This is a genomic window from Amycolatopsis sp. WQ 127309, assembly GCF_023023025.1.
GTDB lineage: Bacteria > Actinomycetota > Actinomycetes > Mycobacteriales > Pseudonocardiaceae > Amycolatopsis.
In genome coordinates, this window is record NZ_CP095481.1 from 7292171 (window position 1) to 7315019 (window position 22849).

Consider the following 22849-nt stretch of genomic DNA (forward strand, 5'->3'; position numbering starts at 1 on the left):
AATTCGCAACCAATCGACGGAGGTGACGAGTGGGGCGCGGGACGAGGCTGCTGCTGGCGATCGTGTGCGGGGTGGCGGTCGCCGGGGTCTACGCCGGCCAGCCGGTGCTTGGGGCGCTGGGGCGCGACCTCGGCGTGCCCCGCGACTCGGTCGGCTGGTTCGTGGCCGCCGGGCAGCTCGGCTACCTCGCCGGGCTGGTGCTGCTGGTGCCGCTGGGCGACCTGCTCGACCGCCGGCGCCTGATCGCCGCGCACCTGGCAGTGGTGGCGACCGGCCTGGCCGTGACGGCGATCGCGCCGGTCGCCTGGGTGGCGTTCGCCGGTCTCGCCGTCGCGGGGCTGTTCGCCGTGGTGGTGCAGACCGCGGTCGCCTACGCGGCCGCGTTGTCCCCGCCCGGCGAGCGTGGCCGCAACCTCGGCGTCGTCACCTCCGGCGTCGTGCTCGGCATCCTCGGCGCCCGGATCGTGACCGGCGGCCTGGCCGGCCCGTGGGGCTGGCGGGGCAGCTACCTCGCCTTGGCTGTGCTCGCCGCCGTCCTCGGTGTGCTCAGCCTCGTCGCGCTGCCGGCGGACGTCCGGACCGGACGTGAGACGTACGGGCAGGTCCTCCGGTCCCTGGGGTGTCTGTTCACCCAGCCGACGTTCCTGAGCCGCGGGCTGATCGCCTTCTTCCTCTTCGCGTCCTTCGGTGCGCTGTGGAGCGGCATGGCGCTGCCCCTGGCCGGCGAGCCGTGGCACCTGAGCGAAGCGCGGATCGGCCTGTTCGGCGTCGCCGGGCTCGCCGGTGCGCTGGGCGCCGCCCGGTCCGGCCGCTGGGGCGACGCGGGGCACGCCCGCCGCGGCACCGGCGTGGCGCTCGTCCTGCTGCTCGGCTCCTGGCTCGCGATCGGGCAGCTCGGCTGGTCACTGGTCCTGCTGGTGCTCGGCGTGGTCGTGCTCGACTTCGCCGTGCAGGTCGTGCACGTCGGCAACCAGCACGTCCTCACCGCCGCGTACGCCGACCGCACCAGCAGCACGATCGGCGGCTACATGGTCTTCTACTCGCTCGGCTCCGCCCTCGGCGCCGCCGCGACCACCGCGCTGTTCGACGCCGTCGGCTGGGCGGGTTCCACGATCCTCGGCGCGGCCTTCGCGTGCGGCGCCCTCGTCACCTGGGCGCTCAGCGGACACCGTGCCGGTGCGGCCTGACGCCTCAGCCGTCCACCAGCAGTCCCCGCAGCGGGCCCTGGAGCCGGCCCGCCCGGCGGGAGACGCCGGGGAGCAGCACCAGCCGGTGGGTGCGGGGCTCGCCCCGGCGTTCCCGCTCCGCCTGTTCTTCGGCCAGCGGCCGCCACAGGTCGTCGACGACGTCCGCCGGGTCCTTGTCCAGCTCGTCCACCGGGCGGCCCAGGTGCTCGGCCCACAGCCGCAGCCGCGTCGCGCGGACCAGGTCCCGGTCGTCGGTCGCGATGTTGACCTCGGTGTCGTTGAACAGCGAGTGCTCGTTGAGGTTCGCGGACCCGACCGTCAGCCACTCGTCGTCCACGATGCCGAGCTTCGCGTGCACGTACACCGGCGCGGCGGTGTCGCCCTCGTGCGCGCTGATCGTCGTGGCCAGCAGCCGGTTGTTGCCGTTGTCCGCGTCGACCAGGCGGCCGAGCTGGCCGCGGGTGGTGTCGGCGCCGTTGCTGGGCTTGCGCGGCAGCAGCAGGACGACGCGGAAGCGGTCCTCGGGCGGGTTGCGCAGCTTGTCGAGCAGCACCTCGGCGATCTCGGGGGACCACAGGAACTGGTTCTCCAGGTAGATCAGCCGCCGCGCCGACCGCAGGGCCCGCAGGTAGCCGTCGAGGATGGTGAACTCGCCCTTCGGCGCGAAGTCGTAGGTGCTGTTCGGGACCGTCCGCAGCAGCTGCACGCGGGTCTCGCCGGCCGGTTCGGGCACCTTCGGCGCCGGTAGGTCCTCGCCCGCCACCTCGGTCCACCGGTGCCGGAGGTGCTCGGCGACGTCGGCGACGATCGGTCCTTCGAGCCGGGACACCAGGTCGTGCCAGCCGATCTGCCGCGGCGGGTGGTCGGGGCTGTCGTGCCGGTCGCCTTCGAGCGCGGTGAAGTCGACGCCGCCGACGAACGCGACGACGTCGTCGACCACCACCAGCTTTTCGTGGTGGCAGTGCAGGGTCCGCTCCCGCGAGTCCAGCACGCAGCGCACGCCGGTGCCCTCGGTGAGCTTCCGCTGCTCTTCCTTCGCGAGGCCCCGCGTCGGCTTGAAGGCCGGGACGGGCGGCCCGCCCCACAGCAGGATCCGCACGTCGACCCCGCGGCCGGCGGTCTCGGCGAGCAGCTCACGCAGGGTGGGCGCGCCGGGCTCGCGGGTCAGCCGGAAGTCCGCGCTCGCGTGCCAGTTGGCGATGTGGACGTGCGACTTCGCGTGCCGGATGGCGTCCTGGACGGCCGGCAGCGCCTCTTCACCGTCGATCAGGATCTCGACGCGGTTGCCGTCGCGGACCGCGGCCCGGCCGCCGAACCGGCCGGCCGGGCCGCCGGGCTCGAGGACGTCACCCCACCCGAGCCCGCGCAGCCGCCGCCGGTGGTGGGCGCACAGGACGTGCTCGAGCCGGTCGCCCAGCCGCTCGTCCGCCTTGTCCAGGAAGGAGTGGAATGTCGTCACCCCTCCATGGCACTACAGATCGGCCCGGCCCGCCGCGCAGTGACGCTCCGCTACCCGGTCGGCGCGTCGCGGGCCGGGCGCCGGGGGAGCGGCCCGGGTGTCGGTAGGGTCCGGCACGGTGCACCGGGCGACGAGGGTCCCGGCTGCCTGCTCGGAGGGGAACGTCATGGCTGATCAGAACCCGGCCGCCGATCCGGTGGCCCCGGGACACGCGCCGAGCGGGCGCGAGGCCGTGCGGCTCGCCGTGGTCATCGGGGCCCTGGGCGTGGTGTTCGGCGACATCGGGACCAGCCCGATCTACACCCTGCAGACGGTGTTCAGCCCGAGCGACCCGCACCCCGTCCCGGTGAGCACCGACAACGTCTACGGCGTGGTCTCGCTGATCTTCTGGTCGGTGATGATCATCGTCACGGTCACCTACGTGCTGCTGGCCATGCGCGCCGACAACGACGGCGAGGGCGGCATCATGGCGCTCATCACGCAGCTGCGGCGCTGGAGCGGGCAGCGCGGCGCGCGGACCGCGCTGGTGCTCTCCGGCGTGGGCATCTTCGGCGCTTCGCTGTTCTTCGGCGACAGCATGATCACCCCGGCGATCTCGGTGCTGTCCGCGGTCGAGGGCCTCAAGATCGTCCAGCCCTCGTTCGACGAGCTGGTCGTGCCGATCACCGCCGTCATCATCGTGGTGCTGTTCCTGTTCCAGCGCAAGGGAACCGCGACCGTCGGCCGGCTGTTCGGGCCGGTGATGATCCTCTGGTTCGTCACGATCGGGGCGTTCGGCATCGGCGGGATCGCGGGCCAGCCCGAGATCCTGAAGGCCCTGCTGCCGACGTACGCGCTGGGGTTCCTGGCCGGGCACTTCGGCATCGCGTTCTTCGCGCTGGCCGCGATCGTGCTGGCCGTCACCGGCGCCGAAGCGCTCTACGCCGACATGGGCCACTTCGGCCGGCGCGCGATCACGCGCGGCTGGCTGTTCCTGGTGCTGCCCGCGTGCGTGCTGAGCTACCTCGGGCAGGGCGCGCTGATCCTGAAGGACCAGGCCAACGTCAGCAGCCCGTTCTTCCTGCTCGTGCCCAGCTGGGCCCGGCTCCCGCTGGTCCTGCTGGCCACCGCGGCGACCGTGATCGCGTCGCAGGCCGTCATCACCGGGGCGTACTCGGTCACGGCACAGGCCGCCCGGCTCGGCTACCTGCCCCGGCTGCGGATCCGGCACACCTCGGAGTCGAACATCGGGCAGATCTACGTCCCGTGGATCAACTGGCTGCTGCTGGTCTCGGTGCTGACGCTGGTCTTCGCGTTCCGCAGCTCGGCGGCGCTGGCCTACGCGTTCGGCATGGCGGTGACCGGCACGATCACCATCATGACCCTGCTGTTCTTCTACGTCGCGCGCGTGAAGTGGGGCACGCCGAAGTGGCTGATCGGGCTCGGCGCGGCCGTGCTGCTGTCGGTGGACCTGCTGTTCGTCGCGGCCAACCTGACCAAGCTGATCCACGGCGCGTGGCTGCCGCTGCTGATCGCCCTCACCGTGTTCACCGTCATGATCACGTGGCAGCGGGGCCGGCAGATCGTCACCGCGGAGCGCGAGCAGCACGAGGGCTCGCTGCGCGAGTTCATCGACGACCTGGAGAACGACAAGCCCGTCACCCAGCGCGTCCCGGGCACGGCCGTCTTCCTCAACCGCGGCAAGGTGACCGCGCCGCTGGCGATGCGGGCCAACGCGGAGCACAACCACGTCCGGCACGAGCACGTCGTGATCGTCTCGATCGAGACGGAGCCGGTGCCCCGGGTGCCGGAGAGCGAGCGCACGGTCGTCGACGACCTCGGCCACGCCCACGACGGCATCACCCACGTCAGCGCTCGGTTCGGCTACATGGAGCGCCCCGACGTCCCCGCCGCGCTGCGGTCGCTCGAGCCGAAGGAGACGGAGGGCCGGCTGCAGGTGGACGACGCGTCGTACTTCCTGTCGAAGATCGAGCTCCAGCTCGGCGAGGCGAAGACGATGGCGGGCTGGCGCAAGCGGCTGTTCATCGCCACGTCGTTCATCACCGCGGACGCGGCCGAGCAGTTCGCGCTGCCCCGCGACCGCACGGTCGTGATGGGCTCGCACATCGAGGTGTAACCCGAGCGACAGCCCGCGGGGCCGGCCGTTGCGGTCGGCTGCGGGCGCTTGACTGACTGACTCGTTCAGTCAATACTCACCGCATGCGCGGACGGGTACAGCCGCGGCCGTTGGGCGAGATCGCCGCGGTCGCGGCGCGGGTGTTCACCGGCAAGGGGTACAAGGCGGCCGGGATCTCCGACGTGGCCGCCGGGCTCGGCCTGAGCCACGGCGCCCTCTACACCTATGTGGACAGCAAGGAAGCCTTGCTGTACCTGGCTTTCCTGCACCTCGCCGAACCTGAGGCGCTGGCCGGGCTGACCATTCCGGTGACCTCGCCGGGCGCGGCGGGCATCGCGGAGGTCGACGCGCGGTCGGTCGCGTCCGCCGGCTTTCCGGCGCTGGACGCCGCTCTCGGCCGGCGAAGCAAGCCGGTGGCCGACGAGCTCGGCGGGATCATCGACGAGCTGTACGCCTACATCGAAGGCCACCAGGGCCTGCTCGCGCTGGTCGAGAGCTGCGCGCGGGACATCCCGGAGCTCGCCGAGCTGCACTTCGTGCGCGGCCGGCGCGTGGTCCTCGACCAGCTCGGCGACTACCTGCGCCGCCGCATCCGCTCCGGGCACCTGCGCCCGGTCCCGGACGTCGCGACGTCGGCGCGGTTCCTCGTCGAGTCCGTCGCCTGGTTCGCCTGGCACCGCCACGGTGATCAGGACTCGTCGATGCTCAAGGACGACGACTGCCGGCGCACGGTGCGCCACCTGGTGCTGGCCGCGTTCCTGCCGGCCGAGCCATCTCCTGGGGGAAACGACGATGACGCAGACGGTTGAGGACACCCGGGAAACCGGGCCGCGCGTGGTGTGGCGGCCGGTCCTGCTGGTCGCCGGGGTGGTCGCGGTGATCCACCTGGCCGTGGCCGCCCGCTACGGCTGGCACCGCGACGAGTTCTACTACGTGCTCACCGGCCGTCACCCGGCCTGGGGGTACGTCGACCAGCCGCCGGTGACGCCGGCGCTGGCGCGACTGGCCGCCGCGCTGCCCGGCGGGGTGCTGCCGCTGCGTGTCCTGGCCATCGCGGCCGCGACCGGGTGTGTGTTACTGGCCGCGAAACTCGCCGCCGAGCTCGGCGGACGTCGGCGGGCCCAGCTCGTCGCGGCCACCGCGGTGGCGGCCTGCCCGGCGTTCGTGGCCGCGTCGGCGTTGTTCGGCACCACCGTCGTCGATCAACTGTGCTGGCTGGGCGTGATGGTCGCGACGGCGCGGGCGCTGCGGCTGGGCACGATCCCGGCGTGGCTGCTCGCCGGCCTGCTCGCCGGGGTGGGGCTGGAGAACAAGGACACCATCGCCGCGCTGCTCGTCGGCATCGGGCTCGGCCTGGTCGTCACCCGGCGAGCGGTGCTGCGCACCCCGGGGCCGTGGCTGGCTGCCGTATCGGCGCTGCTGATCGCGGTGCCGAACATCCTGTGGAACGCCTCCTACGGCTGGCCGTGGCCTGCCGTGCGGATGGCCGGGGTGCTGTCCGGCCGGGAGGGCAACGCGCTCACCCAGGTTCCCTTGCTGCTGCTGGTGTTGACCGGCCCACCGCTGCTCTGCCTCGGGGTGATCGGCGTACGCCGGTTGTGCACCGGCGCGGGGCGGCCGCACCGGTGGCTGCTGGTCGTGGCGATCACGGCGGTGGTGTTCATCGCCGTCACGTCGGGCAAGTCCTACTACGCGGCCCCGATGCTGCCCGGCCTGTTCGCCGCCGGCGCGGTGGCGGTGGAGGCCGCGAACACGCGGGATGGCCGGCGGTCGTGGCCTGTCGCGATCGCCGCCACGGCCGTGTTCGCGATCGTGATCGGCCTGCCCGTGTTCCCGCCGAAGATCACGAACGGCATCGGCCTGAGCAGCACCGTGATGGAGACCTACGGCTGGCCCGGGTACGTGCGCCAGATCGTCACCGTCGCGGACCGGTACCCGGCCGACACGGTCATCTTCACCAGCAACTACGGCGAAGCCGGCGCGCTGACCACCCTCGGCCCGGCCGAGGGCCTGCGCAACCCGGTCGCCAGCGGCCACAACGCCTACGGGTTCTGGGGGCCGCCCCCGGGCAGCGACGCCACCGTGCTCTGCGTCGGTGAGTTCACCCCCGCCTACCTGCACCGCTTCTGGGCGCAGGCGACGGAGATCGCGCCGCTCACCCTGCCCGACGGCCTGTCGAACGAAGAGGTCGAGAAGGGCGCGGCGATCTACCTGTGCCGGCAGCCGCGCGGGACCTGGACGCAGCTGTGGCCGGAGCTGGCTCACCTGGGCTGAGCGGACTCGGCGTCGCGGCGCCAGCCGAGCCAGCCGCGGCACAGGAAGTACGACGCCACCAGGATCACGACGAGGCCGAAGTCGACGTACCCGGCCTCGCCGGCCTCGGGCACGTCACCCAGCGCCACGGCGATGACGACGAGCGACGCCTTCTGGGCGAAGAGCAGCTCCCAGACCCCGCGCTGCGCCCGCGGTTTCCCGGCGAGCAGCGCGAACAGCCCGGCCACCAGCCAGAAAGCGGTCATCCGCCAGGCCTCGATCCAGACCCGGTCGTCGGCGACCTGACTCGTGTACACGATCCCGCGGACGGCCGCGCCGACGGTGGCGAGCGAGGCGATGGTGAGCAGGACCCGCCCGAGCACGTCTCGGCGGGTGGTCGCGGGACGGGTGGTGAGCGCGGTGTCCTGGGTGGTCATGGCTGCCTCCGGTGTGCTGGTCGGGCCTTCACGTTCGCACCGGCGGACGGCCGTTCGCGTCGGCGGTAATCACCTAGGTGACCGGGTAGGCGATCGATCACGGCCCGGCTAGCATTCGCGGGATGCGGACGCCGGCGCACCCCCGTGGACCGCTCTTCGGGCGGCGCGCCGAGATCCGGCGGATCGACGAGCTGACGACGGCGGCACGCGCGGGCGAGGGCGGCGTGCTCGTCCTCCGCGGTGAGGCGGGGATCGGCAAGAGCGCGCTGCTGGAGCACGCCGCACAGGCGCCCGGGTTCCGGGTCGTGCGGGCCGGTGGCGCCGAGTTCGAGTCGGAGCTGCCGTTCGCCGCGCTGCACCAGATGTGCGTGCCGGTGCTGGCGCACCTGCCCGACCTGCCCGGGCGGCACGGCGACGCCCTGCGCGTCGCGTTCGGGCTGGCCGAAGGCACCCCGGACCTGTTCCGCGTCGGCCTGGCGACCCTGGCGCTGCTGGCGGCCGCGGCGGCGGAACGCCCGCTGCTGTGCGTGGTCGACGACGCGCAGTGGCTGGACGCGGAGTCGGCCAAGGCGCTGGCTTTCCTCGCCCGCCGCGTCGGCGCCGAGCGCGTCGCGGTGGTGGTCGCGGTCCGGCCGCCGGGTGCGGGCGCGCTGGCCGGGCTGCCGGGCGTGGACGTCGGCGGGCTGAGCGACACCGACGCGCGGGAGCTGCTGGCGGCGCGGAGCCACGTGACGCTCGACGAGCAGGTGCGCGCCCGGCTGCTGGCCGAGGCACGCGGGAACCCGTTGGCGTTGCGGGAACTCTCGACGGCCGGCGGGTTCGCCGCGCCGGACTCCTCCTCGGTGCCGTCCCGGATCGAACGCGGCTTCCAGGCCCGGCTGGCGGACCTGCCCGCCGGCGCGCGGCTGCTGCTCACCCTCGCGAGCGCCGACCCGACCGGCGATCCTGGCCTGCTGTGGCCGGCCGCGCGCCGGCTGGACATCGACGTCGCCACCGCCGGCGCGGCCGCGGCCGCCACCGGGCTGGTCGAGTTCGCCACCCGCGTCCGCTTCTGCCACCCGCTGGCCCGGTCGGCGGTCTACCAGGCCGCGGAAGCGGGCCAGCGCTACGCGGCCCACCGGGTGCTGGCCGAGGTCACCGACCCGGCAGCCGATCCGGACCGGCGGGCCTGGCACCGCGCCCAGGCCTGCGCCGGCCCCGACGACGACGTCGCCGCCGAGCTGGAGCGGTGCGCGTCCCGGGCCCGGTCCCGCGGCGGGGTGGTGGCCGCCGCGGCCTTCCTGGACCGCGCCGCCGCGTTGTCGCTGGACGCGGGGAAGCGGATCGAACGGACGATCGTCGCGGCCCGGGCCGCACTCGACGCCGGAGCGCCCGACGCGGCGGCCGAGCTCCTCACGGTCGTCGAACCCGCGGCCCTGGACGAGATCCGGCACGCGCAGGTCGATCTCCTGCGCGGTCAGGTCGCCTTCCAGCGGCACCACGACGGCGACGGCCCGATGTTCATGGTGCGGGCCGCGCGACGCCTGGCGGAGCTGGATCCGGACCGGTCGCGCGAGTGCTACCTCGACGCGCTCGAGATGGGCCTGCTCGTCGGCCGGCCCGGTGGCGTGCTGGACACGGTGCTGGCCGCGGTCCGGTCCGCCGGGCCCGCGCCGGCGTCACCGGACGTCCTCGACGTACTGGTGCTCGTGACCGGGGGAGACCACCGGGCCGCGGTTCCCCTGCTGCGCAAGCTGTTCGACGACATCGACAGTCCCTTGTGGACGCAGCGGCCGGCGCTCGCGATCATGCTCGCGTCGGAGACGTGGGATCCCCACGCCCAGGCGGCGATCACCGGGTGGCTGATGAAGACCGGCCGCGAATCCGGTTCGCCGCTCGTCCTGCGGCTCGGCCTCGCCCAGCTGGCCTCGCAGGGCGCGCTGACCGGCGACACCGGGCAGGCGATGGCGGCGATCGCCGAGGAGGAGGCGATCGCCGACGCGGTCGACGGGCCGCCGATGCTGTACCCGCGGCTGCACCTGGCGGCGATGCGCGGCCGCCGCGAGGAGGCCCTGGCGCTGTTCGAGTCCGCCACGGCGACCGCGACCGCCCGCGGCGCGGGCCAGCTGGTCGCCAACGTGCACTGGGCGTCGGCCGTGCTGCACAACGGGCTGGCCGACTACCCGGCCGCGCTGGCGGCCGCCCGCCAGGCCACCGCGCACGGCGGGCTCTCCCTCGCCGGAGCCGCCCTGCCCGAGCTGGTGGAGGCGGCCGCCCGGACCGGAAATCCCGCCGAAGCCACCGCGGCCCTGGCGTCGCTGACCGACCGCACCGCGGCGAGCGGAACCGCCACGGGCCTCGGCGTCGCGGCGTACGCGCGGGGCGTGGTGACCGGCGTCGAGGACCACTACCGCGACGCCGTCGAGCACCTGGGGGAGAGCCCGCTGCTCGCGTACCGGGCCCGGGCGCACCTCCTGTACGGGGAATGGCTGCGCCGCGAAGGCCGCCGGCGCGACAGCCGCGAGCACCTGCGTACCGCACACGATGTCCTGACGGGCGCCGGGATGGAAGCGTTCGCCGAGCGCGCGGCGAAGGAACTGCGCGCCACCGGCGAAACGGCGCGGGCCCGGTCCGCGCGCACCGCGGACCGGCTGACGATGCAGGAGACGCACATCGCCCGCATGGCCGCCACCGGCGCGACGTCCAACGAGATCGCCGCGCAGCTGTTCCTCAGCCCCCGCACCGTGGATGCCCACCTGCGCAACATCTTCCGCAAACTGGGCATCACGTCCCGCCGGCAGCTGCGGAACCAGCCGGGCCTCGACGTCTGACCGATCCGGCCCGTTCGTCGTGTCGACCCGCCGATCACGTGTGTCGGCTTCCTGATCACGCGTGTCGACCCTCCAAGCACAGACCGGCTTCGTACCCGGCGGGTCGGTTCGCGTGCCTGGCGGGTCGACACGATTCAGGGGGCGGCCGCTCGGCGCGGCGAAAGCCGTGAGGGCCGCCGGGTGAACCTGTCGGTTTCCTGTCGATGTCGCGCGCGGGCATCCGCGGCGGGGAGCAAGATCCGCGTTGTCCGGTTCGGACAGTTCGGTGGCCGTGGGTGCGGTGGTTGCGCGACCACCGCCGGTGTGGTGGGTGTGAAGGTGCGGCCGTGCCTGCGAACGGCGTCCTGACCGTGCGGCCGACCGGTGGGCGGATTGCCCGTCAGTCTCGTCTTCACTGCCCGCTTTTCCGGCATCCCCTGTGGGAAGATGATCCACAAGGGGAGTCGAAGTCTCGGGTTTTGCGCAGAACCGGCGTGCGAGAATTTCGGGTACGTTCTTCCGGTACGAGGAGTGCGGGCCGGCGGGGAGCGGCCTCTTTCTCACCCGGAGCCGGTGTCGCGGCGATGGGATTCGCGAGTGGGCGCACCACATGCCCGTCCGCGGCCGCTCGGGGTGACCGGATGGGAGAGGTGGCTGCGTGGCGACAGGTGTCGACTTCTGATGGGCGGCTCGCCTTCGCGCCAGGAGCCGGATCTGCGCATCAACGTCCTGGGCTCGCTGGAGTGCTGGTCCGGCACGCGCCGGATCCACCTCGGCGGGGCCGTCCAGGAGCGCGTGATGGTCGCCCTGCTGCTCGAGTCCGGGCAGGTGCTCAGCATCTCCCAGCTGGTCGACTCCGTCTGGGACGACGACCCGCCCGCCACCGCGACGCACCAGGTGCGCAAGGCCGTCGCCCGGCTGCGCCAGGTCATCCCGGCCGGCGGCGAGGTCATCGTGACCGAGGGGCCGGGGTACCGCGCGGTGCTGCCCGCGGAGCAGGTCGACCTGAACGTCTTCCTGGACCTGCTGGAGAAGGCCCGGCGGGCGTCGTCGGACCGCAACTGGGACGAAGCCGCCACGCACCTGCAGGGCGCGCTCGCGTTGCGCCGCGGATCGGTGCTCGCCGGCAGCGGCGGGCCCGCGATCAAGGCCGCGGACGTCGCGCTGCAGGAGCGGTACCTGGACGCCGTCGAGCAGCTCACCGACCTGCGCCTCTCGCGCGGCGAGTCCCGTGAGGTGATCAGCGAGCTGCGGGAGCACGTCGCGGCCCACCCGCTGCGGGAGAAGCTGCGGGGCCAGCTGATGCTCGCCCTGTACCGCTCGGGCCGGCAGGCGGACGCCCTGGAGGAGTACCGGAGGGTCGGCGCGCTGCTCTCCGAAGAGCTGGGGATCTACCCCGGCAGCGACCTGTCGGACCTCTACGAACGCCTGCTGCGCAACGATCCCGCCCTCGAACCACCCCGGGAAGCGCCCGAGCCCGTGCGGGCCGCGGAGCCGCCGGCCGCCACCGTCGCCCGGACGCTGCCGTACGACCTCGCAGACTTCACCGGCCGCAAGCCCGAGCTGGACGGCCTGCTGAGCCGGCTCGACGCTCCCGCCGACCGCGGCCCGCGGATCGTCGCGATCGACGGGATGGGCGGCGTCGGGAAGACGACGCTGGCCGTGCGCGCCGCGCACCTGCTCGCCGAGCGCTACCCGGACGGGCAGCTGTACGTCAACCTGCGCGGATACACCTCCGGCGGCCAGCCGCTGTCGCCCCGCACCGCCGCGGAGGCGCTGCTGGGCATGCTCGGCGTGGAGGCCGACCAGCAGCCCGACGACGCCGACGCGCGGGCCATGCTCTGGCGCACGATGACGGCGGAGAGCCGGCTGATCGTCCTGCTGGACAACGCTTTCGACCTCGCCCAGGTCCGGCCGCTGCTGCCGCTCGGCGCCGATTCGCTCGTGCTCGTCACGAGCCGGACGCGGCTGATCGACCTGGACGGCGCGCACTGGCTCTCCCTCGGCACGATGACCACCGAGGACGGCGTCGCGATGGCCGCCCGGGTGCTGGGCACCCGGCGCGTGGCGGCCGAGGCCGACGCGGCGGCCGAGCTCGTCGCCCTGTGCGGGCACCTGCCGCTGGCGATGCGGATCGCGCTGAGCCGGCTGGGCAACCGGCCGCGGTGGCCGATCGGCTACCTCGTGGACCGGATGAGCGACGAGTCGCGCCGCCTGGACGAGCTCAAGTCCGGTGAACGCGGGGTCGACCTGACGCTGCGGATCTCCTACGAAGGGCTCGGGCCGCGCCACCGCACGGCGTTCCGCATGCTGGGGGTGCACCCTGGGCGTGACATCGATGTCTTTTCCTCGGCGGCGCTGCTGGGCCTGTCCCCGCACACAGCGGAGGCCGTGCTGGAGGTGCTGCTGGACGCGCACATGCTGCAGCAGCACGAGATCGGCTACTACACGTTCCACGACCTGGTGCGCAGCTTCGTCAACCAGCTCAACCAGACCGAGTGCGCGGGAGACGACGCCGGCCACGTCGCGGCCGGCTACGAGCGGCTGCTCGACTACTTCGTCGACGTCACCGACCACGTCTGCGACCTGCTGTTCCCCGGCCGCGCGCGGTTGCCGGCCGGGCCCGGGGAAAGCGATCCCGCGCTGCCGCACCTGCCGACCCGCGAAGCAGCGCGCAAGTGGCTGGACCGGGAGCAGTCGACCCTGCAGGAGGCCGTCGCGCTCGCGCACGCCCACGGGTTCGACCGGCACGTCGCCCGGCTCGCCCGCAACGTCGTCTTCCAGCTGGACGCGGACGGGCTGTTCGCGGAGTTCGTCGAGATGGCGCAGGTGTCGGTGGTCTCGTCGCGCCGGCTCGGCGACGCCGAACTGCTGCGCCTGAGCCTGTCGAACTCCGCGGTGGCGCACTGGAAGCTCGGCAAGTTCGCCGAAGGGATCGACGCGGCGTCGGAGGCGCTGGCCATCGCGTCGGACCTGGGCGACCGGCGTGGCGTCGCGAAGGACACCGGCATGCTCGGCCTGCTGCTGTGCACCTGCGGCCGGTACGACGAGGCGCTCCCGCTGCTGCAGGAGTCCATCCGGATCAAACGGGAGCTCGGCGCCGGCCGGGCCGAGGCGGAGTCGCTGGTCAACCTCAGTTCCCTCTACGAACAGTGGGGCCGTTACGCCGAAGCGGTCGACACGGCGAAGCGGGCCCTGGCGCTGAACCGCGAGCTCGGCGCCCGGGAGAACGAGCTCGTCGCGCTCATCGACCTGTCACTGGCCCACCTCGGGACGGGCGCGGTCGAGGAGGCCGACGCGCAGCTGCGGGTCGCTCGCGAGCTGGGGGAGGACTTCGGCGCGCCCGGCGACGTCGCGCTGGTGTACGCGCTGTCGGCGCTGACCGGGCACCGGCTCGGCCGGATCGAGGAGGCCCGGCGGTTCGTCGGCCTCGGGCTGGCGCACCACAAAGCGCACTGGACGCCGATCCGGCGGGTCGTCATCGACAACCTGATCGGCCGCCTGCGCCGGCTCGAAGGCGACTACGCCGAGGCGCTCGTGCTGCACGAGCGCGCCCACGCGCTGGCCGCCGGCATCGGCTACCGGATCGAAGAGGCCCGCGCGCTGGTCGGCCTGTCCGACGTCCACGCCGCGCGAGGCGCCGCGGACCAGGCCCGGGACTGCCTCGAGCGGGCCGCCGAGATCTTCCGGACCGCCGGGGTCCCGCCCAGAGCCCGCTCCTGAGGCCTCCGCGCGCCGGCGGGAACGAATCGGTAACCGGCGCGGGCAGTGTGGCAGGAGCTACATCCATGTCACGAGGTGTCGTGGCCGCGGGACGACGTCGGCGGACCGCAGGTCACCGAAGTGCGGGGAGTCGCGATGAGACGGCGGTGGGTGGACGGCCGGGCCGGTGCTGCGGGCCCTGACGAGGACGTGGGCCCATGAGCCCGGCCGCGCGGTTGCTGCTCTGCTTTCCTTCGCTCGCGTTCGCGCGGAAGGCCGTGCGCAGCGGTCTCGACCTCCGGCTCGTCGTCGACGCCGGTCAGCGCGCCCTGTTCGCTCCCTTCGCCGCCGACCGGCTGACGCTGGTGGACGCGCGGGACGAGAACGCCGTGGCCGGCGCCGTCGCCCAGGTCGTCCTGCGGTGCGGCATCACCCACGTGCTGGACGGCGAGGGGTTCCCGGCCACTCGCGTGTGCCCCGAGTTCGCCGAGGCCCCGCACGTCCTGGCCGACGACCGGCGGCTGGAAGAGGTGCTCGCGCCGAGCCGGCACCCGATGGTGCGGACCCGGGTGGTCGCCACCGCGGGCGCCGTGCCCGGGGTGGTCGCGGAGATCGGCCTGCCCGCGGTGCTCCGCTCGGGCGACGACGAGACCGTCGTGCGGTCCGGGGCGGCACTGGCCGAGTGGGCGCGTCGCCACGAGCACCGCCCCGGGCCGTTCGCCGCGGGGGAGTTCGTGCCCGGCCCCGAGGTCGTGGTGACGACGTTGACGCACGACGGGATGCACCGCGTCGTGGGCGTCACCGCGCAGCGGGCCGTGGCGCACGGCGTGCGGTACCTGTTCCCGGCGACGGTCGGCGAAGCCGAGGCGAGGGAGGTCCGGGCCACCGTCACGGCGATGCTGGACCTGGTGGGCTACGAGTTCGGGCCCGCCGAGACGTCGGTCGTGCTGTCCGGGCGCGGCCCGCGGATCGTGCGCGCGCGACCGGGCTTCGGGTCCCGCGGGATCGCCCGGCTGATCGAGGTGACGACCGGGTTCGACGTGCAGACCGAGCTGTGCCGCGCGCTGGCCGGGGTGCCGGTCCGCCCGCCGGCGCCGAGGTGGTTCGCGGGTGCGGAGTTCCTCCGCCCGCCCAGCACCGGAGTGCGCGTGCTGGCCGAGGGGGCGACGCCCGAGATCGTCGAAGAGCGTCTCGACGCTGCCCGCCGCCGGACACTGGCCTGCGGCGATACCGCGGTTCCCGCCCGCTATGTCCGGAATACCGGGGCGGGGGAGGTGAGCGGTATCGAGGACGGACGGAATCGGGAACCAGAGCTGTGATCGTCATTCTTGTCGATGGCTCGTGAACGGCTTGTGGATGACAAGAGGGAGTGGTGACCATGCGGAACGGATCGGATGACGCGACGTCGGGGGACAGCAAGGCGCGGGGGGCGCGGACGGCTTTCGTGGTGCTCGCCTTCGTCGCGGCGGGCTTGGGCGTGAGCCAGGCGGTTCCAGGAGGTGCGCCCGTCGCGGCCGGTGCGCACCCCGGTGTGCACTCCGGGGCCCACGCGCCGGCCGGTAGCGGTTCCGGCGAGGGCCCGAACCACTAGATCCCGGTGGCTGCGCGCACGGCGTAGAACCGGTCGAGCGCGAAACAATTCCGAATTTCCCAATTTCTGATTACCGGTGCAGGTGAGCTGTGTCCGGTGCGGGTGTTTCTTCCGGCCGAGGAGAACGACGGTGGACGACCAAGTGACCGCGATTCGGTGCTCGCGAACGGGTGCAGTCCCGACGGGTCGGGAAAGCGTTTTCCCGGGGGCCCGCCGATGACGACGATCGACGAACCCACGACACCCCCGGCGGTACCCCAGGACCTGCGCGCCCTGGTCGGTGAGCTGAACACCGCCCGTCGGCGCGCCGAGGACGGGCCGTCCCCGGACGCGACCCGGACCCAGCGCGCCAAGGGCAAGCTGACCGTGCGGGACCGGCTGGCGCTGCTGTTCGACGCCGGTTCGTTCCACGAGATCGAGCGTTTCCGGCACCACCGCTCGTCCGGGTTCGGGCTCGAGCACCGGCGTCCCGCGACCGACGGCGTCGTCACCGGCTGGGGGACGGTCTTCGGTCGCACGGTCTTCGCCTACGCCCACGACTTCCGGATCTTCGGCGGCTCGCTGGGGGAAGCGCACGCGGCGAAGATCCAGAAGCTGATGGACATGGCCGGCGCGGCGGGCGCCCCGCTGGTCTCGTTGTCCGACGGCGCCGGCGCCCGCATCCAGGAAGGCGTCACGGCGCTGGCCGGGTACGGCGGGATCTTCGAGCGCAACGTCCGGTTCTCCGGGGTGATCCCGCAGATCAGCGTGATGCTCGGCCCGTGCGCCGGCGGTGCGACCTACTCGCCGGCGTTGACGGACTTCGTGTTCATGGTGCGCGGCATCGCGCAGATGTACATCACCGGCCCGGACGTCGTCCGCTCGGTGACCGGCGAGGAGATCACCCACGAGCAGCTCGGCGGGGCCGCGGTGCACGCGACCGTGTCCGGCGCGAGCGGGTTCGTCCACGACACCGAGGAAGAGTGCCTCGAAGACGTCCGGTACCTGATCTCGCTGCTGCCGGCCAACAACCGTGAGCTGGCCCCGTCGGTCGAGCCGTCCGACGCGCCGGACCGGCGCTGTGAGCGGCTGCTGGACCTCGTGCCCGCCGACGTCGCGCAGGCCTACGACATGCGCGCGGTCGTCGAAGAGGTCGTGGACGACGGCGAGCTGTTCGAGGTGCACGCGTCCTGGGCGCGCAACGTCATCTGCGGGCTGGCCCGGCTGGACGGGCACGTGGTCGGCGTCGTCGCCAACCAGCCCGCCGTGCTGGCCGGCGTGCTGGACATCCCGGCGTCGGAGAAGGCCGCGCGGTTCGTGCAGATGTGCGACGCCTTCAGCATCCCGCTCGTCACCCTGGTCGACGTCCCGGGGTTCCTGCCCGGCAGCGACCAGGAGCACGGCGGCATCATCCGGCACGGCGCGAAGCTGCTCTACGCCTACTGCAACGCCTCGGTGCCCCGCGTCCAGGTCGTCCTGCGCAAGGCGTACGGCGGGGCCTACATCGTGATGGACTCCCGTTCGATCGGCTGTGACCTGTCCTTCGCCTGGCCCACCAACGAAATCGCGGTGATGGGGGCCGAGGGCGCGGCGAACGTGGTGTTCCGCAAGGAGATCAACGCGGCGCTGGACCCGGACGCGGTGCGGGCGAAGCTGATCGAGGAGTACCGGACGAACCTGATGCACGGCTACTACGCGGCCGAGCGCGGGCTCGTCGACGACGTGATCGACCCGGCCGACACCCGGCGGATCCTGATCGACGCGCTGGGGACGCTGCGCTCGAAACACGCGCAGCTGCCGCAGCGCAAGCACGGGAACCCGCCGACATGACCCCGCCGGTGGTGATCACGCGGGGCGCGCCCGACGACGCGGAACTGGCGGCGCTGCTCGCGGTGATCACGTCGCTGCGCCGGGAACCGCCCCCGCTCCCGCTGCGGGCCGTCGCGCCCTGGGGACCCGACGACCGCGCCTACCGGCCGCCGGGCATGTGGAGCTCGGGACGAGCACCCCGCCGCCCCGTTCAGCGCCGGTAGCCCGGCCGAGGAGACCGAGGAGATTCCCATGCTGGAACTCAGCTTGCTCGGACCCCTGCGCGTGGAAAGCCCGCGCGGGGAGGTCCGCACGACGTCCACCAAGATCAGGCAGGTCCTCGCCCTGCTGGCGCTCGAGAGCCCGAGCGCCGTCGGCATCGACCGCATCATCCACGAGCTCTGGCCGCAGCGGCCGCCGAAGTCGGCCGTGGGGACCATCCAGACCTACGTCTACCACCTGCGCAAGCAGCTGGCCGGGCACGTCGGCTGCGGCACCAAGGTCCTCGCCACGGTCAACAACGGCTACCTGCTGTCGGTCGACCCGGACGCCATCGACGCCCGCCGCTTCGAACAGGTCGTGCGGGAGGGCCGCGTGGTGCTGGACGCCGGCCACGCCGCCGAAGCCTCCCGCAAGATGGAGGAGGCCCTCGCCATGTGGCACGGCGCCGCGCTCGCCGACGTGCGGCAGGGTCCGTCGCTGGACGCCGAGGCCGTCCGGCTGGAGGGCCTGCGCGAAGCCGCGCTGGAGCTGCGCGTCCAGGCCGACCTCGAGCAGGAGCACCTGCCCGAGGTGATCCCGGAGCTGCAGGCCCTGATCCGCCGCTACCCGCTGCGCGAGCGCTTCCACCACCAGCTCGTCTCCGCGCTCAACCGGGCCGGCCGCCGCGCCGACGCGCTCAGCGCGTACCGGCACACCTGCCGGGTGCTGAACGAGGAGCTCGGCCTCGACCCGTCGGACGAGCTGCGCCGGCTGCACCAGATCGTGCTGACCGGCCAGACCCGCACCCCCGCGCTGGAGGGCCGATGACCACGGCGACCGTCGACACCGCGAGCGTCGACCACGTCCTGAGCACCACCCGCGCGGTCCGCCGCAAGCTCGACCTCGGCCGCCCGGTCGAGCCGCACGTGCTGGCGACCTGCCTGCGGCTGAGCACCTACGCGCCGTCGCCGGGCAACCAGCAGTCCTGGCGCTGGCTGGTCGTCCGGGACGCCGGCCGGCGCGCGCGGCTGGGCGGGCTGTTCCGCGACGTCGGCCGCGACTACCTGGCCGGGGTCCGAGCCCAGCTCGGCGCGGCGGCCGCGGTGCCGGCCGTGCGCCGGATGGTCGGCTCGGTGCAGCACCTGATCGACGTGATCGACCGCGTCCCGGTGTTCGTCGTGCCGTGCGTGCAGGGGGAGCGGCCGTCGGGGCACGTCGAGGCGACGTCGTTCTACGGCGGCATCTACCCCGCGGTGTGGAGCTTCCAGCTCGCGCTGCGATCACGCGGCCTCGGCACCGTGCTGACGACGTTGCACCTGCAGCGCGAAGCCGAAGCCGCGGAGATCCTCGGCCTGCCGGCGGACGTCGCCCAGGTCGGCCTGCTGCCCGTCGCGTACACGACCACGACGGACTTCCGGCGCCCGGCCCGTCAGCCCTTGGAGTCGGTCGCGTTCCTCGACACCTGGGGAAACCCGCTGTCCTGAAGAGATCCGGAGGAGTCATGCCGGTCGCCCACCGCACGAGCGTCGCGCTCTTCCCCGGCCAGGGAACCCAGGTTAAGGGGATGGGAGCGGGCCTGTTCGACCGCTACCCCGAGCACGTCGCCCTCGCCGGCGACGTCCTCGGCTACGACATCACCCGGCTGTGCCTCGAAGACCCCGACGGCCGCCTCGACGACACCCGCTACACCCAGCCCGCGCTCTACGTCGTCAACGCGCTGTCCTATCAGGACGGTCTCGACCGCGGTGAACCGGCGGCCGACGTCCTGCTCGGGCACAGTCTCGGCGAGTACAACGCGCTGCTCGCCGCGGGCGCGTTCGACTTCGAGACGGGCCTGAAGCTCGTCGCCCAGCGGGCGGCGCTGATGGCCACCGAACGCGACGGCGCGATGCTGGCCGTCGTCGGGCCGTCCGAGGCGGAACTCGCCGAGGTGCTCGCCGAGCACGAACTGTCTGCTTTGGACGTGGCGAACCGCAACACCCCGGTGCAGAACGTCCTGTCCGGACCGGTGGCCGACATCGAGCGGGCGCGGGAAACGCTGTCCGGGCGCGGGTTCCGGGTGGCGGCGCTGCGCGTCTCGGCCGCCTTCCACTCGCGGTACATGCGCGCCGCGCGGGACGAGTTCGCCGCCTTCCTGCGCGGGTTCCGGTTCGCGCCGCTGGCCGGGACCGTGATCGCCAACGTGACCGCGCGCCCGTACCGCGACGGCGACATCGCCCGGACGCTCGGCGACCAGATCGCCGGGACCGTGCGCTGGGCCGACAGCGTCCGCGCGGTGCTGCGCCGGAGCCCGGCGGAGAACTTCCGTGAAATCGGCGGGGAAGGAGTGCTGACCCGGATGGTCCGGCAGATCGACACACCCGTGGCGGCGCCGGAGAAACCGCGCCGCGTGTTCACCGTGGCCTACGCCGGGGGCGACGAAAACGCCTACCGCGCCCTGGCCGAGCACACCCGCGACCTGGACGTCGTGGCGCTCGAACGGCCGGGCCGCGGCCGGCGGGTGGCGCAGCCGCTGCTGGCCGACGCCGACGCCGTCGTCGCCGACCTGATGGACCAGCTGCGGGACCACGTCGGCGAGCCGTACGCGATCTACGGCCACAGCCTCGGCGCGCGGCTGGCGTTCCGGCTCTGCCGCCGGCTGCGGGCCGAAGGCCTGCCCGCGCCGGTGCGGCTCGTCGTCTCCGGCGAGTGCGGGCCGGCCGTGCCGAGCCGGGAGCGCGACACCTGGCGCCTGACCGGCGACGCGTTCTGGGCGCACCTCGACCAGCTGGGCGGTGTCCCGGCGCAGCTGCGGCAGTTCGAGGACCTGATGGCGCACTACGAGCGCGTGCTGCGCGCGGACTTCACCGTCCTCGGCCGGTACGTCCACGACGACGAGCCGCCGCTGGACGTGCCGATCACCGTGGTCACCGGCGACCGCGAACCGTTCAGCGACGCCGAGATCAGCGCGTGGCAGCGCGAAACCACCGAGCCGCTGGAGCGCCACCGGCTGCCCGGTGACCACTTCTTCATCCGCGAGCACTGGGCCGGACTGGCCGGACTGATCGAGGGAGCACCCCATGCCTGACGCGACGTTGACCGCCGAGCTGCAGAGCTACCTGGAGGACGAGGCGCTGTTCCGGTTCGGCGACGAGATCACCGGGGACACCGATCTCTTCAAGGCCGGGGTGCTCGATTCGTTCGGCTACATCTCGCTGATGAACCACGTCCACGAGCGCTACGGCGTCGAACTGGGCGAGGACATGCTCGACTCGGTGCTCGTGTCGCTGCGCGCGATCGTCGAGTTCGTCGAGGCGAGCGCCGTCCCGAGTGCGGACGGCCGGTAACCGGCATGTGCGGAATCGCCGGCGTCTACGGCAGTGGGCGTCCGCCCGGGGACGACCGGGACCTGATCGCGGGCCTGCTGCGTCAGATCGAGCACCGCGGCCCGGACGAGGCCGGCTGCTACCTCGACGACAAGCTCGTGATGGGCACGGTCCGGCTCAGCATCATCGACCTCGCGAGCGGCTCCCAGCCCGTCGGCAGCGCCGACGGCCGCTGGTGGCTCTGCTACAACGGCGAGCTCTACAACTACCGCGAGCTCCGCCGCGAGCTGCAGCGGCTCGGCGCGCGGTTCCGCACCGACTCCGACACCGAGGTCGTGCTGCAGGCCTGGCTCACGTGGGGTCGCGACTGCCTGTCGCGCTTCAACGGCGCCTTCGCGTTCGCCGTCTACGACTCCCTGGCCGACGAGCTCACGCTGGTCCGCGACCGGTACGGCAAGCGCCCGCTGTTCGTGGCGCGTCACGACGGCGCGTGGCTGTTCGCCTCCGAGATGAAGGCCTTCCTGGCCTACCCCGGCTTCCGGTTCTCCTTCGACCCCGAGCACCTCGCGTCGATCTTCGCCACCTGGACGCCGCTGCCGGCGCAGAGCGGCTACCGCGACATCGAGCAGGTGCCGATGGGGGAGTACCTGTGCCTGCGCGGCGACGACGTCGAACGCGGCCGCTGGGCCACCCTCGACCTGGAGCCCGGCCCGGCGCCGGAGTCCGAAGCGGACGCGATCGAGCTGGTCCGCACCGAGCTGGCGGCCGCCGTCGACGTCCGGCTGCGCAGCGACGTCGAGGTCGGCGTCTACGTCTCGGGCGGGCTCGACTCCTCGATCATCGCGCACCTCGCCGCGAGCCGGCAGGCCGCGCCGCTGCGCACGTTCTCCCTGGAGTTCGAGGACGCCGTCGTCGACGAGTCCGCCGAGCAGGCCGCGGTCACCGGCGAGCTGGGCACCCGCCACCACGCCGTGCGCGTCCGCGACCAGGACGTCGTCCAGGCGTTCCCGGCCGCGGTGAAACACGCCGAGGTGCCCGCGTTCCGCACCGCGTTCGTCCCGATGTACCTGCTTGCCGAGCAGGTGAAGGCGGCCGGGATCAAGGTGGTGCTCAGCGGCGAGGGCGCGGACGAGGCGTTCCTCGGCTACGGGATCTTCAAGGACGCGCTGCTGCTGGACGCGTGGCACGACCTCGACGAGCGGACCCGGCTCGACCGGATCGCGCGGATCTACCCGTACCTGCCACACCTTTCCGGCGAGGGCGCGCCGAAGCGGATGCTGGGCCTGTACCGGCAGTTCACCGAGGAGCACCTGCCCGGGCTGTTCTCCCACCAGATGCGCTTCCAGAACGGCCGCTTCGCCGCCCGGCTGCTGCGTGACGCGGGCGAGCCGTTCGACGCGGCCCAGCGGCTGGTCGCCGATGAGCCGGGCTACGCGGATCTCGGGGCGGTGCAGAAGGCGCAGTGGCTGGAGTTCCGCACGCTGCTGGCCGGTTACCTGCTCTCCACCCAGGGCGACCGGATGACGCTCGGGCACGGCGTCGAGAACCGCTGCCCGTTCCTCGACCCGGCGGTCGTGCGGCTGGCCGCGTCGGTCAACCACCGCTTCGGCGACCCGTTCGACGAGAAGTACCTCCTCAAGCGCGCCTACGCCGACGTGCTGCCGGAACAGGTCGTCGCCAAGGGCAAGTTCCCCTACCGCGCCACGGACAGCGCCGCGTTCGTGCGCGCGTGGCCGGACTACCGCGACACCCTGACCGACCAGGCCACGCTCGACGCGATCGGCGTCCTCGACACGCGGTTCGCCCGCGCGCTCGTCGACCGGGTCTTCGACGGCCCCGCCGAACGCATCGGCACCAAGGAGAACCAGGCGTTCACCCTGCTGGCGTCGCTGTTCTGGCTGCACCACTGGTTCGTCCGCGGGCAGGCCCTGGATCGCGGGCCGCTGCGCGCCGGACTGCGCGTGGTCGACCGCCGTACCAGCGTTCTGCCGGCCTGACCGGCACGGAAGACGAGGATTCCC

General features: G+C 73.1%; 17 protein-coding genes. 15 read left to right on the plus strand and 2 right to left on the minus strand.

All coding sequences use genetic code 11. The features are described 5' to 3' along the window. The first annotated feature begins 29 nt into the window (after positions 1 to 29). Positions 30 to 1187 (plus strand): MFS transporter, encoded by a 1158-nt coding sequence (locus MUY22_RS32975; RefSeq protein ID WP_247051072.1) that lies wholly within the window; start codon positions 30 to 32, stop codon positions 1185 to 1187. Positions 1188 to 1191: 4 nt separating this feature from the next. On the opposite strand, the gene MUY22_RS32980 is transcribed toward MUY22_RS32975, so the two are convergent. After that, on the minus strand, positions 1192 to 2646 hold the full coding sequence (locus MUY22_RS32980; RefSeq protein ID WP_247051073.1) for a phosphatidylserine/phosphatidylglycerophosphate/cardiolipin synthase family protein: 1455 nt from the start codon (positions 2644 to 2646) through the stop codon (positions 1192 to 1194). Positions 2647 to 2812: 166 nt separating this feature from the next. Between MUY22_RS32980 and MUY22_RS32985 the strand changes: the two genes are divergently transcribed. From MUY22_RS32985 to MUY22_RS32995, 3 genes are all read left to right on the plus strand, one after another. Then, positions 2813 to 4762: a potassium transporter Kup gene (locus MUY22_RS32985; protein WP_247051074.1), complete on the plus strand. Its 1950-nt coding sequence runs from the start codon at positions 2813 to 2815 to the stop codon at positions 4760 to 4762. Between the two features lie 83 nt (positions 4763 to 4845). Continuing rightward, on the plus strand, positions 4846 to 5571 hold the full coding sequence (locus MUY22_RS32990) for a TetR/AcrR family transcriptional regulator (RefSeq protein WP_247051075.1): 726 nt from the start codon (positions 4846 to 4848) through the stop codon (positions 5569 to 5571). Beyond that, positions 5555 to 7036, plus strand: a complete 1482-nt coding sequence (locus tag MUY22_RS32995) for a glycosyltransferase family 39 protein (RefSeq protein ID WP_247051076.1) — start codon at positions 5555 to 5557, stop codon at positions 7034 to 7036. The genes MUY22_RS32990 and MUY22_RS32995 overlap by 17 nt, the downstream gene beginning before the upstream one ends. On the opposite strand, the gene MUY22_RS33000 is transcribed toward MUY22_RS32995, so the two are convergent. Beyond that, positions 7024 to 7452, minus strand: a complete 429-nt coding sequence (locus tag MUY22_RS33000) for a hypothetical protein (protein WP_247051077.1) — start codon at positions 7450 to 7452, stop codon at positions 7024 to 7026. The two genes, MUY22_RS32995 and MUY22_RS33000, sit on opposite strands and share 13 nt — an antisense overlap. Before the next feature lie 122 nt (positions 7453 to 7574). Between MUY22_RS33000 and MUY22_RS33005 the strand changes: the two genes are divergently transcribed. From MUY22_RS33005 to asnB, 11 genes are all read left to right on the plus strand, one after another. Beyond that, complete coding sequence (locus MUY22_RS33005; protein WP_247051078.1) at positions 7575 to 10262, plus strand: AAA family ATPase; 2688 nt, start codon at positions 7575 to 7577, stop codon at positions 10260 to 10262. Positions 10263 to 10922: 660 nt separating this feature from the next. Then, positions 10923 to 13964 carry a BTAD domain-containing putative transcriptional regulator gene (locus MUY22_RS33010; RefSeq protein WP_247051079.1) on the plus strand — a complete coding sequence of 1014 codons (3042 nt, stop codon included), beginning with the start codon at positions 10923 to 10925 and terminating at the stop codon, positions 13962 to 13964. A 197-nt stretch (positions 13965 to 14161) separates the two neighbouring features. Continuing rightward, on the plus strand, positions 14162 to 15262 hold the full coding sequence (locus MUY22_RS33015; protein WP_247051080.1) for a hypothetical protein: 1101 nt from the start codon (positions 14162 to 14164) through the stop codon (positions 15260 to 15262). 59 nt (positions 15263 to 15321) lie between these two features. Further along, positions 15322 to 15534 carry a hypothetical protein gene (locus tag MUY22_RS33020; protein WP_247051081.1) on the plus strand — a complete coding sequence of 71 codons (213 nt, stop codon included), beginning with the start codon at positions 15322 to 15324 and terminating at the stop codon, positions 15532 to 15534. Positions 15535 to 15750: 216 nt separating this feature from the next. Continuing rightward, on the plus strand, positions 15751 to 17343 hold the full coding sequence (locus tag MUY22_RS33025; RefSeq protein ID WP_247051082.1) for an acyl-CoA carboxylase subunit beta: 1593 nt from the start codon (positions 15751 to 15753) through the stop codon (positions 17341 to 17343). Next, positions 17340 to 17546, plus strand: a complete 207-nt coding sequence (locus tag MUY22_RS33030) for an acyl-CoA carboxylase epsilon subunit (RefSeq protein WP_247051083.1) — start codon at positions 17340 to 17342, stop codon at positions 17544 to 17546. Before MUY22_RS33025 ends, MUY22_RS33030 begins: the two co-directional genes overlap by 4 nt. Positions 17547 to 17574: 28 nt before the next feature. Continuing rightward, a complete protein-coding gene (locus MUY22_RS33035; RefSeq protein WP_247051084.1) occupies positions 17575 to 18351 on the plus strand; it encodes an AfsR/SARP family transcriptional regulator in 777 nt (258 codons plus the stop codon). Beyond that, the gene (locus tag MUY22_RS33040) at positions 18348 to 19007 is read left to right on the plus strand and encodes a nitroreductase family protein (protein WP_247051085.1); all 660 of its coding nucleotides are present in this window, start codon (positions 18348 to 18350) and stop codon (positions 19005 to 19007) included. The genes MUY22_RS33035 and MUY22_RS33040 overlap by 4 nt, the downstream gene beginning before the upstream one ends. Positions 19008 to 19024: 17 nt before the next feature. Continuing rightward, positions 19025 to 20590, plus strand: coding sequence for an ACP S-malonyltransferase (gene fabD, locus MUY22_RS33045; RefSeq protein WP_247051086.1), 1566 nt, complete (start codon positions 19025 to 19027; stop codon positions 20588 to 20590). Continuing rightward, positions 20583 to 20849: an acyl carrier protein gene (locus tag MUY22_RS33050; protein ID WP_247051087.1), complete on the plus strand. Its 267-nt coding sequence runs from the start codon at positions 20583 to 20585 to the stop codon at positions 20847 to 20849. Before fabD ends, MUY22_RS33050 begins: the two co-directional genes overlap by 8 nt. Positions 20850 to 20854: 5 nt before the next feature. After that, on the plus strand, positions 20855 to 22825 hold the full coding sequence (asnB, locus tag MUY22_RS33055) for an asparagine synthase (glutamine-hydrolyzing) (protein WP_247051088.1): 1971 nt from the start codon (positions 20855 to 20857) through the stop codon (positions 22823 to 22825). Positions 22826 to 22849: the final 24 nt, after the last annotated feature.